The following is a 15,667-nucleotide window of genomic DNA, read 5'->3' on the forward strand; positions in this document are numbered from 1 at the left end:
CGGCCGGGCCCCGCCCCCGCACGCCCCTGAGCACCTTCGACTCGGTCGCCGTGCCCCCGGCACGGCTCCCTCCTCGGCGGCACTCATGCACGCACCGGGACGACGCCCACCACGACAGCCCTATCCGCGCGACCTCTGAGAGATCGCCCGGGGCTGGGCGCCGCGGTGTGCGGCCGCGGGACCTGGGGAGGGAAGCGAGCGGTCGAGGGCCGTGCCGGGCACAGTGATGCCGGTGTCCCGCACCCCCGATGAGTGGCTCGTCGAGCTGGGCGGGATCGCACGCCGGCGTTGGCTGCCGACGCCGCGCGCCACAACCGGCTGACGGTCCATGGCTGGATCGTGCTGCGGTTCAGCGACGAGGCGGTGATGGGTGACCCGTCAGGCGTGGCCGCCACTCTCCACGAGGCGGTGGCCCTCGCCAACGTGCTGAAGGAAGTCACGCGATCTGGGTGCGCGCAGGCGTGAGTGCCTGGCTGAGAACGGACTCGCTTCAGCACTCGGGTCGGTGCCCTCTGACATCCAACCCTCAGCCCACGCGGTAGGCCGACTCCAGGCGTTCGAGCTCCTCGCCGGAGTAGACCGCGATGCGCTGCAGGCTCGGCAACGAGTCACGGCAGCCGGTGTAGCCGATGTTGAACTCGCCGTCGTAGCTCACGGCGGTGATGTTGAGGGCCTGGCCGTTGAACAGGAGGCTCACCGGGTAGATCTCCTCCACCCGTGATCCGTCGATGTAGCGAGCCTCGCTCGGACCCGGCACGTTCGAGATCACCAGGTTCGACGCCGGTCGGCCGCGGCCGCCGAGGCCGAGGATCGACTGGCCGAGGAACGGCGCCATCAGAGCGGCGGTGTAGGCATCCATCCCCGCCCGTCCGACGGCGGGCAGGCGGCTCTTCCCCAGCCGGACCGACGCCTGGATGGCCTCCATCCGCTCGAGCGGATGGTCGACGTCGGTCCCGAGCGAGGCGTAGAGGAACGTGATGGCGTTGCCCACGCTGGCGCCCGACGTCGCGGGCCGCACCGACACCGGCACGTTGGCGGTCAGGGTCTCCGTCGGCAACGCGTCGTTCTCGGCGAGGTAGCGGCGCAACGCGCCGCCGCAGATCGCCAGGAAGACGTCGTTGAGGCTGCCGTCCGCCGCCTGGGCCACGGCGCGGAGCCGGTCGACGGGGTAGTGCTGGGTCGCGAATCGGCGGGGTGTGTGGATCCGGCCGTTGAAGATCGTCTTCGGTGCGCGATAGGGCGCCGCCTGGTCGCACTCGCGCCGTCCGGTCACGGTCTCCAGGTAGGTCCGTCCCAACGACGACGCGACGGCGTTCGCCCCGGCCACGGCGCCCGCAGCCTTGGTGACCAGCGGCGTCGCGGGCACCCGCGCCGGCTCGACCGCGCGCGAGGCGCGCACGATGCCGGACTGGTCGGGGCCGCGCGTGCCGATCGCCCAGGGCGGCAGCATCCCGCGGGCGCCGGGGTCGGCCGACATGGTGCGCCGCAGCAGCCGGACGCCGCCCACGCCGTCGACCTGGGAGTGGTGCGCCTTGAAGTACAGCGACCAGCGGTCCTCCTCGAGGCCCTCGATCACGTGGCACTCCCACAGCGGGTAGCGGCGATCCATCTTCGCCGAGTGCAGCCGCGAGATGAGGACGCCGAGCTCTCGCTGGGAGCCCGGCGCGGGGAGCGCGGAGTGCCGGAGGTGGTAGTCGAGGTCGATCTCCTCGTCGGGCACCTCGACCCAGCTCGGCACCGGGCCGCGCTTGAAGAGGAAGTTGAACGGCGGGGCGAATCGTCGCTCCTCGCGCCACCGCGCGACCAGGTCGGCGACGAAGGTCGGCTGGTCGGCCGGCACCCGGAAGTTGGCCAGCATCCCGACGTGCATCGGTGTGCGATGCGACTCGGCGAAGAGCCAGGCGGAGTCGTTGACGGCGAGCAGCTTGCGGGGCACGGGACCCACCGTAGTGGGCATGTGGCCCAGGTCACTTGGCCTGCCCGCAGAGCGCGGCCGCGCGGACGGCGTGGTCCTCCACGGCCGATAGTTGCGCCGCGTGGTTGGGTTGAGTCATGGATCGCCCCCCTGCCGACGCCGCCACCACGCTCGGCGAGCTCCGCGCCTCAGGCCACGTTCACAAGACCCTGCGCGCCGAACTGCGCGACAACCTCCTCGCTCGCCTCGCGGCCGGCGAGGATCCCTGGCCCGGTCTGCACGGATTCGAGAACACCGTCGTGCCGCAGGTCGAACGAGCGCTGATCGCCGGGCACGACATCGTGCTGCTCGGCGAGCGCGGCCAGGGCAAGACCCGACTGCTCCGCACCATGATCGGGCTGTTGGACGAGTGGACGCCGGTCATCGCCGGCTCCGAGCTGGGCGAGCACCCGTTCGAGCCGATCACCGTGGACTCCCGACGTCGCGCCGCCGAGCTCGGCGACGCTCTTCCGGTGGCCTGGCGGCACCGATCGGAGCGGTACTCCGAGAAGCTCGCCACCCCCGACACCTCGGTCGCCGACCTGATCGGCGACGTCGATCCGATGAAGGTCGCCGAGGGCCGCTCGCTGGGTGATCCCGAGACCATCCACTTCGGCCTGATCCCGCGCAGCCACCGCGGCATCGTCGCCATCAACGAGCTGCCCGACCTCGCCGAGCGCATCCAGGTCGCGATGCTCAACGTGATGGAGGAGCGCGACATCCAGATCCGCGGCTACGTGCTGCGGCTGCCGCTCGACGTCCTCGTCGTGGCGAGCGCGAACCCCGAGGACTACACCAACCGCGGCCGCATCATCACCCCGCTGAAGGACCGTTTCGGTGCCGAGATCCGGACCCACTACCCGACCGAGCTCGACGCCGAGATCGCGGTGATCCGCCAGGAGTCCGAGCTCGTCGCCGACGTGCCCGACTACCTTGTCGAGGTGCTGGCGCGCTTCACACGCGCGCTGCGCGAGTCCAGCTCGGTCGACCAGCGCTCGGGTGTCTCGGCCCGCTTCGCGATCGCGGGCGCCGAGACGATCGCCGCCGCCGCCCTGCACCGGGCCACGCGCCAGGGCGAGCAGGTCGCCGTCGCCCGCGTCGTCGACCTGGAGACCGCGGTCGACGTGCTCGGCGGCAAGATCGAGTTCGAGACCGGGGAGGAGGGGCGGGAGACCGAGGTCCTCACCCACCTCCTCCGCACCGCGACCGCCGAGACCTGTCGCGCGCACCTGCGCGGCATCGACTTCGCGTTGCTCGTGGAGGCCATCGAGTCCGGAGCGATGGTCACGACCGGCGAGCAGGTCACCGCCCGCGACTTCCTGGCCGGGCTCCCGGTGCTGGGGGAGTCCGCGCTCTACGACGAGATCTGCGAGCGACTCGGCGGCACCGACGACGGGTCGCGGGCCGGGGCGATCGAGCTCGCGCTCGAGGGGCTCTACCTGGCCCGCAAGATCGGCAAGGACGTCGTCGGCGCGGAGACGGTTTATGGCTGACCTGCGGTCCGCGACGCCGGACGACGTGGTCGGGCTCCGGAGCCTCGGCGAGGCGGTGCTGCCTGCGACGTACGACCCGATCGACCCCGCGCTGTCGGCGTTGATCCTCGACGAGTGGTGGGCGGTTGACCGGCTCGCTGAGCAGGTCGAGCGGCTCCCGCACGTGGTCGCCGAGGCCGGCGGCGAGATCGTCGGGATGGCGAACCTCGGGCGCCGCGGCGACCGCGAGGTGATGTGGAAGCTCTACGTGCACCCGCAGCACCAGGGCTCCGGCCTCGGCGCCCGCCTGCTCGCCGCGACCGAGGACCTCGTCGAGGGCGACGCGCTCTGGCTCGAGCACGTGGCCGGCAACGACCAGGCGGCCGGCTTCTACGCCCGCCATGGCTTCGCCGAGGTCGAACGGGTCGCCAACCCGCCGTACCCCGACGACGTCTGGATGCGGAAGGCGCTTCGATGAGGTGGGGCAAAGGCGCTTCGATGAGGTGGGGCAGATGAAGGACCGCACCCGGTTCAAGAGGTACGACGGCGGCGATCCGCTGGCGCCACCCGTCGATCTCGCCGAGGCGCTCGAGGCCATCGGCGAGGACGTGATGGCCGGGTACAGCCCGGAGCGGGCCATGCGGGAGTTCCTCCGCCGCGGCCCTTCGACGGGCTCAGGAACCGGCAAGGGTCTCGACGATCTGGCGCGTCAGGTCGCGCAGCGGCGCCGGGAACTGCTGGATCGGCACAACCTCGACGGCACCCTGGCGGAGATCCGCGAGCTGCTCGACCGCGCCGTGCTGGAGGAGCGCAAGCAGCTCGCCCGAGACGCGATGATGGACGACGCCGACCGCGCCTTCCGCGAGATGCAGCTGGAGAACCTCTCGCCCAACACCGCCGCGGCCGTCACCGAGCTGGGCGACTACGACTGGCAGAGCCCGGAGGCGCGCCGCGATTTCGAGCAGATCAAGGACCTCCTGGGGCGTGAGCTGCTCGACCAGCGGTTCGCGGGGATGAAGCAGGCGCTGGAGAACGCCAGCGACGCCGACCGCGCCGCCGTCCAGAAGATGGTGAGCGACCTCAACGACCTCGTGGAGAAGCACGCCCGCGGCGAGGACACCGACGAGGACTTCGAGCGGTTCATGGCCGAGCACGGCCAGCACTTCCCCGAGAACCCGCGCAACGTCGAGGAGCTGCTCGACACGCTGGCTCAGCGCTCGGCCGCCGCTCAACGGATGTTGAACTCGATGAGCCCCGAGCAGCGCCAGCAGCTGATGGAGCTCTCGGCGCAGGCGTTCGGGTCGCCGGAGCTGATGGACTCCTTGGCCCGGCTCGATTCCAACCTGCAGGCGTTGCGGCCGGGGGAGGACTGGAGTGGATCGGAGAGCTTCGGCGGCGGGCAGGGGCTCGGCCTCGGCGACGGTACCGGCGTCCTGCAGGACCTCGCCGACCTCGACGCGCTCTCCGACCAGCTCTCCCAGGGCTACGGCGGCGCGCGACTGGACGACGTCGACCTCGACAAGCTGGCTCGTCAGCTCGGCGACCAGGCCGCCGTGGACGCCCGCACGTTGCAGCAGCTCGAGCAGGCACTGCGCAACGGCGGCACGCTGCGCCGTGGGTCGGACGGTCAGCTCAAGCTGACCCCGAAGGCCATGCGGCAGTTGGGCAAGGCGCTGCTGCGCGACGTCGCGGACAAGATGAGCGGACGTCAGGGCCAGCGCGACATGGACAAGGCCGGGGCGGCCGGCGAACGCTCGGGTGCGACCCGCGGCTGGGCCTTCGGCGACACCGAGCCGTGGGACATCGGCCGGACGACGCTCAACGGCGTCCTACGCCGGGCCGCGGACCCGAGCGACACGCGTCGCATCGCCATCGACGACGTCGAGGTGCAGGAGACCGAGGCCCGCACCCAGGCGTGCGTGGCTCTGCTGGTCGACACCTCGTTCTCGATGGCGATGGACGGTCGGTGGGTGCCGATGAAGCGCACCGCACTGGCGCTGCACACGCTGATCCGCAGTCGTTTCCGCGGCGACCACCTGCAGCTGATCACCTTCGGGCGTCACGCCGAGGTGATGGACATCGAGCAGCTCACCGCCCTCGACTCGCGGTGGGACAAGGGCACGAACCTGCACCACGGCCTGCTGCTGGCCAACCGGCACTTCCGCAAGCACCCGAACTCCCAGCCCGTGCTGCTGATCGTCACCGACGGCGAGCCGACCTCGCACCTGGAGCCCGACGGCGAGGTCTTCTTCTCCTATCCGCCGCACCCGCTGACCATCGCCTACGCCGTGCGCGAGCTCGACAACGCGCGGCGTCTCGGCGCCCAGACGACGTTCTTCCGCCTGGGTGAGGACCCTGGCCTGGAGCGCTTCATCGGGTCGATGGCCCAGCGCGTCGACGGCACCGTTGTCAGCCCCGAGTTGGACGACCTCGGCGCTGCCGTCGTGGGCTCCTACCTGGGCAGCCGGGACGCCGGCCGCCCCGGCGGCTTCGGTTACCGCGGCGCCTACGGAGACATGTTCGGCGGTCGGGGGTTCTGGGCGGGCTGACGCCTGCCCGTCCGCTTCGGAGGAGGGGGCGACGCGGCGCCCGGTAGCGTGCCCGGCGATGTCCGAACCCACCACGACCGTCCTCGTGCTGTTGGCGCTGGCGGCCCTGCTGGCGGGGTTCGTGGACGCCGTCGTCGGCGGAGGAGGGCTGATCCAGCTCCCCGCCCTGCTGCTGGGGCTGCCGCATGCCGCGCCGGTCGAGGTGCTGGCCACCAACAAACTCGCCTCGTTCTGCGGGACGACGGTCAGCTCGGCCACCTACTACCGCCGCGTGCGGCCCGACCCACGCACGTTCGGCCCGCTCATGCTCGCGGCGTTCATCGGATCGGCATGCGGGGCTGCGGTGGCGAGCCGGATACCCGCGGAGGCCTTCGACCCGATCGTGCTGGCTGCGTTGCTGATCGTCGGCGCCTACGTCGTGCGCTCGCCGTCCCTGGGTGGGGTCACGACGCTGCGGTTCGCCGGACGGCGACACACCGCCGCCGCGTTGGTCGCGGGTCTGGTGATCGGGGCCTACGACGGGATGCTCGGGCCGGGCACGGGCAGCTTCTTGGTGTTCGCACTCGTGGGCGTTCTCGGGTACTCGTTCCTGGAGGGCAGCGCCAAGGCACGGCTGGCGAACTGGGCCACGAACCTCGCTGCGCTCGCCGTCTTCGTGCCGCAGGGAGCGGTGCTGTGGCACGTCGGGCTCGTGATGGGTGCGGCGAACCTGGTCGGGGGCTACCTCGGAGCCCGGACGGCGGTCGCGCGCGGCTCGCGGTTCGTGCGGGTCCTGTTCCTGGTCGTGGTCGGAGCCTTCGTGGTGCGCATCGGTGGCGAGCTGGTCGGTCTGTGGGGATGAGCGCGAGCCGCTACCTGGTGCCCGCGCGCGATGCCGAGGCGGAGATCGAGGTCAAGCGGTCTCGATTCCTCGCCACGTTGAAGCGCGTCACCGCCGAGGACGACGCCCGGGCGCTGGTCGCGCGACTGCGCAAGGAGCACGGGGACGCCCGCCACCACTGCTCGGCCTTCGTGATCGGCCCGCCGCCCCGATCCGTCGAACGCTCCCACGACGACGGCGAGCCCGCCGGCACGGCCGGAGCGCCGATGCTGGAGGTGCTGCGTGGCGCCGAGGTGAGCGACGTCGTCGTGGTCGTGACGCGCTGGTTCGGTGGGACGCTGCTCGGCGCCGGCGGGTTGGTGCGGGCCTACGGGGACGCCGTCCGCTCGGCGTTGGCCGAGGCCGGTACGACGCCGCGCGAACGCCTTCGCGAGTTCGAGGTGGCACTCGATCACGGGGTCGCGGGCCGGGTGGAATCCGAGCTGCGCCAGCGGGGCATCGCGGTGCTCGGGGCCGGTTACGGCACGCACACCGTGCTGCGACTGGCGATATCGCCGAGCGCGGAGGCCGCACTGCATGCCACGATCGCAGAACTGACGGCGGGCGCGTCCGCGGCGTCCTGCGTCGGAGAGAGGTGGGTGGAGACGTGAACGAGCCCTTCTGGATCAGCGCCTTCCTGGACTTCTCCGCCGACACCTTCGAGCCCGGTGTCGCCTTCTGGAGCGCCGTGAGCGGGTACGCGGTGTCACCGTCTCGTGGCGACGACGGCGAGTTCGCCACGCTCGTGCCGCCCGACGGCGACGACTACCTCCGGGTCCAGAGGCTCGGTGAGGGCGCGACGCGTCTGCATGTCGACATCCATGTCGACCACCCACGGGTCGCCGCCGATGCCGCGCTCGCACTCGGGGCGACCGAGCCGGCGGGCGCCAACGACCACGGGCACGACTACGTCGTGCTGACCTCGCCTGCGGGCCTCACGCTCTGTTTCGTGAACCACCCCGGCACCCGCCGGCCGCCGGTGGCGCGCTGGCCCGCGGGCGCCTCGCTCATCGACCAGGTCTGCCTCGACCTGCCGCCGTCGACCTTCGACGTCGAGGCATCGTTCTGGGCCGGGGTCACCGGGTGGCCGCTGACGCCGGCGTCGATGCCGGAGTTCACCCGACTGCACGGACCGCCGACCTTCCCGCTCCGGTTCCTCCTCCAGCGGCTCGGCGACGAGCGTCCGGCAGGCGCGCACCTCGACCTGGCGGTCTCCGACCGAAGTGCCGAGACCGCTCGGCATCTCACCCTGGGTGCCGACGTCGTGGCGGTGCACGAGCGGTGGACGGTGCTCCGCGACCCGGCAGGTTCGCTCTACTGCCTCACCGACCGCTCGCCGGCCGGGTCGTCAGGCTGAGGGTGCGAAGCCGGGCACGAACTCCTCGAGCAGCTCGCGGAAGGGCACCTCGGCGCCGAGCTGGCACAGGACGCCGATGCCGCCCACCCAGGTGCGGTGGATCAGCAGGTACTCGGGTGGCAGGTTGAGCTTGATCGCCACGGTGTAGGACGGCGCCTTGGGATTGTTGATCCGCTCGAACTGCTCGCGCATCCAGTCGCGGGTGAAGCGGAAGCGCTCGACGCGGGTGGGCTCGAAGAGCGGTGAGAGGTAGTCGATGAGCTGCGCGCCGTCGAGCCGGATCTTGTCGCGCAGGAAACCCTCCGTGCGCAGCTGTTCGACGACGCGATCGGGGTCGCCGTCGCTGCACACCCGGAGCATCGCGCCAAGGCCGGTCGGCAGTCCGCCGTCGGGAAGCCGGGCTACGGCGCCGAAGTCGAGGATGCCGAGTCGACCCGGCGATCCGTCGGGCCCTGGCAGCAGACGGAAATTGCCCGGGTGCGGGTCGGCATGGAGCATTCCGGTGCGCGCCGGACCGGCGAGGAGGAACCGCACCAGCAGCTCGCCATAGTGGTCTCGCTCGGCCTGGCTGCCCTCGCGGATCACCTGGGCCAGACTCGCCGTGGACTCCAGCCACTGCGTCACCAGCACGGTGTCGCCGACGGCGACCGCATCGGGCACCTCGATCCAGGGATCGTCGGCGAAGGCGAGGTGGAAGGCGCGCTGGGACTCGGCCTCCAGCCGGTAGTCGAGCTCCTCGACGGCGCGTGCCTGCATCTCCTCCACGAGCGGTTTGACGTCGAGGCCGGGCACGAGCGGCCCGATCGTGCGGCTGAGTCGGGCGAGCTGGCGCAGGTCGGCACGCAGGGCATCGCCTGCGCCCGGGTACTGCACCTTGACGGCGACCTCCTGATCCGGCGCGTCCGGCGTCTCGCGCCAGCGCCCCCGGTGCACCTGGCCGATCGACGCCGACGCCGTCGGTCCGCCGTCCAGCCAGACCAGGCGCTCGGCGTCAGGCGCCAGCTCGCGGGCGATGATGTCGCGCACGGTCTGGGTCGGCATCGGCGGCGCCGAGTCCTGCAGCTTGGTCAACTGGTCGCGGTACGGCGCGGCCACCTCGTCGGGCAGTGCGGCCTCGAGGACCGAGAGGGCCTGGCCGAACTTCATCGCACCGCCCTTGAGCTCCCCGAGCGTGCGGAACAACTGCTCGGCGGTGCGCTGCTGGATCTCGCCTAGCACGGCCTCAGCCGGGGCGCCCCCGATGCGCTTGCCGAACCCGACCGCACTCCGTCCGGCGTAGCTGAGCGGCAGGGCGGCCAGCCGCGCGGTGCGCGCGGCGGCCTTGCGGGGGAGATCGGCCATACCTCTCATTGTGGACGGTCGGACCAATGCCTACCCCCTCCCCCTGTCCCCGGACCCGCGGCCCGGGTGGACGAGTGGGGCGCGGGGTCCGCCTCCGGCGCTGGAAGCCGCGTCAGCGCCCGTGCTGCGATCGGCAGTGCCGGTCGCGGGCGGTGCTGTCGGCGGCGAAGAGGCCACGGATCATCCGAGCCTGGCCGGCCGCGTACTGCTCGATCTGCTGCTCCACGAGAGGGCGCAGTGGGGCGGGTGCCAGCACCAGCATCTCGGCGTGCCGCCACACGATCTCGCGCCAGCCGCGCATGATCAGGCCGACGCCGAGCTCGTCGAGCGAACCAGCGTCGAGGTCGTCGAAGGAGGGGTCGAACCGGCGTGCCATCTCGGCGAAGACCGGGGCGTAGAGACCGTCCAGGCGCGGGTTGTAGGCGTTGTGGTCGCCCTTGTGGCTGCGACCGCCCGACGCCGTGAGGCCGGCGACGGCGAGCACGTGCGGGAAGTCGCGGTTGATGTGGGCGTTCATCGCGAGCAGGAAGTTGCCGAGCCCGCTCATGGAGCGCTGGTCCTCGGCGTCCAGCGCGATGCGCCATGCGGCGGGGATCGCGGCGCGTCGTCCGGCGTGCCAGTCGTCCATGGTGTCGAAGTAGAGCTGGGCGAAGACCTTGTCGACCCGCTGCAGCCAGCGGCGATCGCGGAAGTGACCGGCGTCGAGCGCCTTCTTCACGTCCTGGGTCACCCGCAGGTAGGCGAGGGAGAAGACGGCGTCGTGCTCGCATCCGCGCGCCAGCGGGCGCAGCCGCCGTTTCATCTCCGCGATCGTCTCGTCGATGCAGGAGTCGGCGCCGTCGGCGCAGAGCGTGCTCGTGTACGGCGTCGCCGGTGCCGGCAGCGGCGCCAGCGCGCCGATCACGGGATCCAGCAGACCGGGCCCCATGGGCCCGTTCTCGGCAGCGGTGGGAGCGGGGACGACGAGGCCCGCGACCAGGCACGCCACCAGCGCGGCGATCAGTGCGCGGGCACGCGTGAACGTGAGCGTGGTCACACGACGGAGCATGCGGCGCAGTCTAGAGATCGCCGTCCATCCCGGTACGGCGCCGGTCAGCGTCGGCGGACAGGTGCGGTCGGCTGCGACGTCGCTACTCCGGGGTTGGCTCCGGTGGCGATCGCGACCACGCGCACGCTGATCCGACGTCCGACGAAGCGGGGTGAGAGCAGCAGGCGGGGGGAGGTGGCGCGCGGGATCGCCTTCCCTCCGGCCAGCCACTGGACGTAGGTCGCGGTCGGCGTCGAGGACCACGTCGGCACGACAGCACGCAGGGTCTTGCCCGCTCGCGGGGTACCCAGCACCCGCGGTTTCGAACGAGCCGTGACCGAGGTGGTGAAGGGTAAGACGAAGTCGCGCGTGACGGTGCCGGTCGCCCCGACCGTGAACGGCGTGCAATCCCGGTCGCTGGTGCCGTCGCGCCACCAGACCGTCCGATAGGTCCCATAGGACTCGGCGGCCAGGCAGTAGGTGCCCGCTCGCACGCCGTCACGGGCGTAGACGCCGTCGCGGTCCACGCCGACGTCGTTGCCCAGCAGAGTCCAGCGACCCGTGCTTGGATCGCGCCCGTACAGCGAGACGGCGACCTCGCGCGCGGGCTCGCCGTACACGTCGGTGACCCTCCCGGTGATGATGGTGCGCAGACCGAGCCTGACGTCGATGCCCGAGACGGCCTGGTTCTCGCCGACCACGATGTCGGTCGCGGTCTCGATGCTGGCGGCGCTCGACCAGATCGCGGAGGAGTATCGCTCGCGTCGGATGCCGGCGTCGTCGTTGACCGCCAGCCGGTAGGAACCCGCATCGAGCCGTGCGAGCCGGAACGAGCCGTCGTCGCCGGTGGCGGTGGTGTTGCACTGCGTCCAGCCGGCCGCTCTGGGGCAGTAGAGACTGACGGCGATACCTCCTGCCGAGCGCCGCTCCGGCAGGATCACGGCACCGGTGATGCTGCCGCCGGTGCGCAGTTGCGCGACCAGGCCCGCGACCTTCTGGCCGCGCTCGAGGGAGATGTCGCCGGCGTCCTCGACTCGACCGACCATGCCCGTGGAGGTCCAGAACTCGCTCATGAAGAGGCCACGCGAGTTCAGTCCGTCGGAGACCCCGAGGCGGTAGGTCCCGGCGGGCAGCCCGGTGAGATCGAAGGCGCCTGACTCATCGGTGTCGTCCCTGCTGCGACTCGTCCAGCCGCCGTCGGTGAGCGAGTACGCGGTGACCGTTGCGTCGCTCACCGGCTGACCGGCGAGCAGGGCGACTCCGCTGATCCGGGTGGACGGTCCGACCGTCAGGTCGATGCCAGGCACCTCGCCTGCGCCCACCGGGATGGGGGTCGCCTCCGTCACCGTCTCGCTGTCGCGCCAGCACCGCTGCTCGGTCGCGGCCGTGGCGTACACGCACACTCGCCAGTCGCGCGTCTGCAACGACGGGAAGTCGAAGTGTCCTTGCTCGTCGGTTCGCGTCTGCGCCCACACATCGCCCTCGCGCGCCGACCCGTAGAGCATCACCTGCGCGTTGGCCACGCCGATACCGCCGTTGTCGCGGACGGTCCCGGAGATGCTGCCCCCGGCTGCCTGGGCCGGGACGGCGAACAGGCCGGCCAGGAGACCGCCTGCGAGGAGGAGCACGGCCAGGAGTCCGCGACTGGCAGGGCGAGGCTTCGTCGGGGAGCGCATCCGGCACGATGCTCACAGCATGGAGTCCCCGCGACCTACGCTGACCGGGTGGAGTTGTCCTTCTCCGGGGAGATCTGGCAGTGGCGCGGCCCGGCGCCGCACCACTTCGTCAGCGTGCCCGAGGCCGAGTGCGAGGAGATCGCCGACGCCGCCGCACTCGTCACCTACGGGTGGGGCATGATCCCCGCCCGCATCACCCTCGGCGCGACGACATGGGACACCTCGCTCTGGCCGAAGGACGGCGGCTACATCGTGCCGATCAAGCTCGCCGTCCGCCGGGCCGAGGAGGTCGACGTCGGTGACGTCGTGAGTCTGCGGCTGGCGATCGGCGAGTAGCCCGACCCGAGCGGGACGGGCGGCTTCCCTGCGGTCAGGATCGCCGCACCGCCCCGACCGACTCCGGCTGGAAGCCGGGGAAGACGGCGGCGGTCGACGCCGCGGTACGTGCGCCGATCACCTCCGCGAGCACCGAGCGGTAGTCCGTGGTGACCTTCAGGTCGGCGTCGCCGCTGACGGTGAGTCCGGGCCACCGGCCGTAGTACTGGCCGCCGCGTACACCCGCGCCGGCGAGCAGCATCGCGTTGCCCCAGCCGTGGTCCAGTCCACGCTCGGCGTTCTCGACCGTGCGGCGGCCGAACTCGCTGATCGTCACCAGGGTCACCTTCGAGGCCGACGGCCCGAGGTCGCGGAAGAACGCGGCGATGGCGGTGGACAACGTCGTGGCCTGGTTGAACATCCAGCCGCCCGTCACCGAGCCGATGTCGGTGTGCATGTCCCAGTTGCCGTGGTCGACGGTGAACACCGCCGAGCCGACGTCGGCCTTCACCGTGCGGGACACCGTGTGCAGTGCACGACCCAGGTCGTTGTTGGGGTAGGTGCTGGAGGTGTCCTTCACCGCCTGGACCGCGCGGAAGTCCGATGCTGCTTCCAGCGCGGCCCGCATCCCACCGGCCATCGGCAGCGATGACCTCGACCACGCCCGGTCGAGTGAGGCGAATCGACGGTCGCTGGCGTCGAGCTTGGAGGCGCCGGCCACGCGGACGGCGCCCACGCTCGACACCGCCATCGTCGGCTCCGGACCGATCATCGCCGCAGGACGGGCGCCGACGCTGAGCCCCTGCAGGGGGGAGGCGTAGCCGTCGGTGCCGAGCAGCCGGTTGAGCCACCCCGTGCGCGCCGACGAGCCGGGGTCGGCGTCCTCGACCTCCTCCATCGCGGAGAAGTGCGAGCGGTTCGGCGCGGGCAGTCCGGCGGCGTGCACGGCGGCGAGGCTGCCGCCGTCCCACAGGGGTTGGAGAGCGCCGAGCGCCGGATGCAGGCCGAACATCGCGTCGGCGCCCCAGAGCCGGTCCTTCGGGACGGCGATGCGGGGGCGGGCGGCGTAGTAGTTCGGGTCGCCGTGCGGCACGACGAGCGAGAGACCGTCGGCCGCCCCGCGCAGCGACAGGACGACGATCGCCCACGGCGAGGCCTGGGTCCCGGCGCGGCCCCCCCCGCGGGGGGGGGCGGGGGCGGGGCGGGGGCCGGCCGGGGCCATGCTGACGACGGTCGAGCCGATGGTGACGGTCGCGCCCGCGAGCGCCGCGCCGCGCAGCAGGCCGCGTCGCGTCGTCGACGGCCCGGTGGGTCCGGCGTCGAGGGCGGCACCCTCGGCACAGCAGGAGCGGAGTGGGCTGGAGGGATGAGTCATCGCGCGTAGTGCTCCGGTGAGTCGAGGAGGGCGGCGAGCAGTCGGGGCATGCCGGTGACGGCGCCGTGGTCGACGCCGGTGACGACGGTGTCGGCGGGCAGTCCGATGGCCAGGCAGCAGGTCTCGAGCATCTCCACCGTCGATCGCCGCGCGAGCACCGTGCGTGCGAGGTGGTCGACCAGGTCCCGCAGGGTGATGGGGAAGGTCGGCACCCACGCCGCGTGCTCGCGGTAGACGATCTGCGCCGTGGGGTAGCTGCGGTTCGCGAGGTTCCAGTGCAGGTCCAGCGAGGCGAGTGCGCGCAACGGGGAGCCCCACGCCGAGGCCTCGATCGGCGCGCCGTCGGGTCGCGGCCAACTGCCGGTGCGCAGTCCGAGAGCGCCGGTCTGGTTCATCATCGCCACCGTGGCGGACTTGCTGTCGACGGGCTGGGCGACCTGAGCCTGGACGGCGCGGTAGCTGGCGACGACGTCCTCGCTCGGGTCGCGCAGCTTCGCGTCCACCGCGTTGCGGAACGCCGTGGAGTCGACAAGCTGGCGCAACACGGGCGCGATCGCGGTCTTGTTCTTCAGGTAGGTCGCGGCGAGCCGGTCGACGATGGCGGCCGGCGGCTCGTCACGGATGAAGACCTTCGCGAGCTTGGTCGCCAGATGCCGCGCCGTGTCGGGGTGGTGGGCGAGGTAGGAGAGGTATCGCCCGGTGAGCGCGCGCCCGTCCGCGGTCGCGTTGGCGTCGGTGAAGCCGTGCACGCGTACGGTCCCGGTCGCGTGGTACTCCGGCACGTAGAGACGCTGCCAGGTGTCGTTGAGGTCGACGCGCCACCCGGTGAGGATCCGCGCGGAGTCCTTGACGTCGTCCTCGGTGTAGAAGCCCGCGCCCAGGGTGTGCAGCTCCAGGAGCTCGCGACCCAGGTTCTCGTTCGGAGCGTCCTTGGTCGACGTCGCGGCGTTGAGGTAGGTCAGCATCGCCGGGTGCACCGTGGTGGCGGCCAGCAACTGGTCGAAGCGACCGAGCGCGTGGCGCCGGATCGTGCGGCCGTAGTCGGCGCGCCAGGTGAAGTGACCGTCGCCGGTCACGGGGACGTGCAGGTGGTTCTCCCAGAAGGCGGTCATCACCTCGAGCACCTGTCGGCTCGAACGCAGGCGCTTGGCCAGCAGCCAGGACGAGTAGTCGTTCATGACCTCCCAGCCCTGACGGGTGCCCTTGCGTTGGCGCAGCCACAGGTCGAGTGGGGAGAGGGAGAGGTCGGGCCACCAGCGGTCGACCTCGTCGCCCCACGGGTCGGCGATCGCGGCCGGTGTGAGCTGCTTCTCGAACCAGGCCCGGTGTCGGTTTCCGCGGACGGCGCGCACCAGCGGAGGCGTCAGGCCATAGCTGAAACGCGCGGCGAGATGACGCTCGGACGGTGTCGGCACGGGCGTGGCAGCGAAGGTGCCGGGCACGAACGCGCCCGCACGCGCGGCGGTGCGCGTCGTCGCAGATGACGTCATGGCTGACATCGGCTCCCTCCCGGACGGGGCCATCGGGGCGGTGCCCCAGATGCTCGGAGCGCCCATCCTCGGCGTCGGGGCGGCGCCGTCGCCGCCTCCGTGGGACTTTCGGACCGATCGGATCGCGCCGATGGCCCACGCGGGCCACCAGGTCTGACCCGGGAGGGCGGGCCGCGACCCGCTCGGTCTAGACGTTCGGTCGGAAAACGGCGCTGTCGGTTCGTGCTCGCTTCGCGCGCCTTACAGTCAGCG

Annotated in this window: 15 protein-coding genes; 9 read left to right on the top strand and 6 right to left on the bottom strand. The window is 71.8% G+C overall.

All coding sequences use genetic code 11. The annotated features are described in order from the left end of the window. The first annotated feature begins 288 nt into the window (after positions 1 to 288). Positions 289 to 465 (top strand): DUF559 domain-containing protein, encoded by a 177-nt coding sequence (locus KSO97_RS15600; protein WP_232680502.1) that lies wholly within the window; start codon positions 289 to 291, stop codon positions 463 to 465. 61 nt (positions 466 to 526) lie between these two features. Here KSO97_RS15600 and KSO97_RS15605 read toward each other — a convergent pair whose 3' ends face one another. Then, positions 527 to 1,936: a wax ester/triacylglycerol synthase family O-acyltransferase gene (locus KSO97_RS15605; protein ID WP_232680504.1), complete on the bottom strand. Its 1,410-nt coding sequence runs from the start codon at positions 1,934 to 1,936 to the stop codon at positions 527 to 529. Between the two features lie 116 nt (positions 1,937 to 2,052). Between KSO97_RS15605 and KSO97_RS15610 the strand changes: the two genes are divergently transcribed. From KSO97_RS15610 to KSO97_RS15635, 6 genes are read left to right on the top strand one after another with little or no spacing between them, the layout of a single operon-like run. Continuing rightward, positions 2,053 to 3,447, top strand: coding sequence for a magnesium chelatase (locus tag KSO97_RS15610; protein ID WP_232680506.1), 1,395 nt, complete (start codon positions 2,053 to 2,055; stop codon positions 3,445 to 3,447). Further along, positions 3,440 to 3,904 carry a GNAT family N-acetyltransferase gene (locus KSO97_RS15615; RefSeq protein WP_232680508.1) on the top strand — a complete coding sequence of 155 codons (465 nt, stop codon included), beginning with the start codon at positions 3,440 to 3,442 and terminating at the stop codon, positions 3,902 to 3,904. Before KSO97_RS15610 ends, KSO97_RS15615 begins: the two co-directional genes overlap by 8 nt. 34 nt (positions 3,905 to 3,938) lie before the next feature. Next, positions 3,939 to 5,975 carry a VWA domain-containing protein gene (locus KSO97_RS15620; RefSeq protein ID WP_232680510.1) on the top strand — a complete coding sequence of 679 codons (2,037 nt, stop codon included), beginning with the start codon at positions 3,939 to 3,941 and terminating at the stop codon, positions 5,973 to 5,975. A gap of 58 nt (positions 5,976 to 6,033) precedes the next feature. Continuing rightward, positions 6,034 to 6,816: a TSUP family transporter gene (locus KSO97_RS15625; protein ID WP_232680512.1), complete on the top strand. Its 783-nt coding sequence runs from the start codon at positions 6,034 to 6,036 to the stop codon at positions 6,814 to 6,816. After that, positions 6,813 to 7,445 (top strand): YigZ family protein, encoded by a 633-nt coding sequence (locus tag KSO97_RS15630; protein ID WP_232680514.1) that lies wholly within the window; start codon positions 6,813 to 6,815, stop codon positions 7,443 to 7,445. The genes KSO97_RS15625 and KSO97_RS15630 overlap by 4 nt, the downstream gene beginning before the upstream one ends. Further along, a complete protein-coding gene (locus tag KSO97_RS15635; RefSeq protein ID WP_232680516.1) occupies positions 7,442 to 8,191 on the top strand; it encodes a VOC family protein in 750 nt (249 codons plus the stop codon). The genes KSO97_RS15630 and KSO97_RS15635 overlap by 4 nt, the downstream gene beginning before the upstream one ends. On the opposite strand, the gene KSO97_RS15640 is transcribed toward KSO97_RS15635, so the two are convergent. The 3 genes from KSO97_RS15640 to KSO97_RS15650 form a co-directional block, all read right to left on the bottom strand. Then, positions 8,183 to 9,532, bottom strand: a complete 1,350-nt coding sequence (locus KSO97_RS15640; protein WP_232680518.1) for an AarF/ABC1/UbiB kinase family protein — start codon at positions 9,530 to 9,532, stop codon at positions 8,183 to 8,185. The genes KSO97_RS15635 and KSO97_RS15640 overlap by 9 nt on opposite strands. Positions 9,533 to 9,644: 112 nt before the next feature. Next, positions 9,645 to 10,580 (bottom strand): DUF5995 family protein, encoded by a 936-nt coding sequence (locus KSO97_RS15645; RefSeq protein ID WP_232680520.1) that lies wholly within the window; start codon positions 10,578 to 10,580, stop codon positions 9,645 to 9,647. A gap of 44 nt (positions 10,581 to 10,624) precedes the next feature. Then, positions 10,625 to 12,235, bottom strand: coding sequence for a collagen binding domain-containing protein (locus KSO97_RS15650; RefSeq protein WP_232680522.1), 1,611 nt, complete (start codon positions 12,233 to 12,235; stop codon positions 10,625 to 10,627). Between the two features lie 48 nt (positions 12,236 to 12,283). Here KSO97_RS15650 and KSO97_RS15655 point away from each other — a divergent pair, with 48 nt between their 5' ends. Then, positions 12,284 to 12,571: a DUF1905 domain-containing protein gene (locus tag KSO97_RS15655; protein WP_232680524.1), complete on the top strand. Its 288-nt coding sequence runs from the start codon at positions 12,284 to 12,286 to the stop codon at positions 12,569 to 12,571. Positions 12,572 to 12,605: 34 nt separating this feature from the next. Here the strand turns inward: KSO97_RS15655 and KSO97_RS15660 are convergent, their stop codons facing one another. Both KSO97_RS15660 and KSO97_RS15665 read right to left on the bottom strand, forming a co-directional pair. Continuing rightward, entirely contained in the window at positions 12,606 to 13,925 is a 1,320-nt protein-coding gene (locus KSO97_RS15660; protein WP_232680526.1) for a DUF1501 domain-containing protein, read from the bottom strand. Continuing rightward, positions 13,922 to 15,415: a DUF1800 domain-containing protein gene (locus tag KSO97_RS15665; RefSeq protein WP_232680528.1), complete on the bottom strand. Its 1,494-nt coding sequence runs from the start codon at positions 15,413 to 15,415 to the stop codon at positions 13,922 to 13,924. Before KSO97_RS15665 ends, KSO97_RS15660 begins: the two co-directional genes overlap by 4 nt. Here KSO97_RS15665 and KSO97_RS15670 point away from each other — a divergent pair. Beyond that, positions 15,414 to 15,572, top strand: a complete 159-nt coding sequence (locus KSO97_RS15670) for a hypothetical protein (RefSeq protein WP_232680530.1) — start codon at positions 15,414 to 15,416, stop codon at positions 15,570 to 15,572. The two genes, KSO97_RS15665 and KSO97_RS15670, sit on opposite strands and share 2 nt — an antisense overlap. Positions 15,573 to 15,667 lie beyond the last annotated feature (95 nt).

The organism is Nocardioides sp. R-C-SC26, from assembly GCF_021246465.1.
Taxonomy (GTDB): Bacteria; Actinomycetota; Actinomycetes; order Propionibacteriales; family Nocardioidaceae; genus Nocardioides.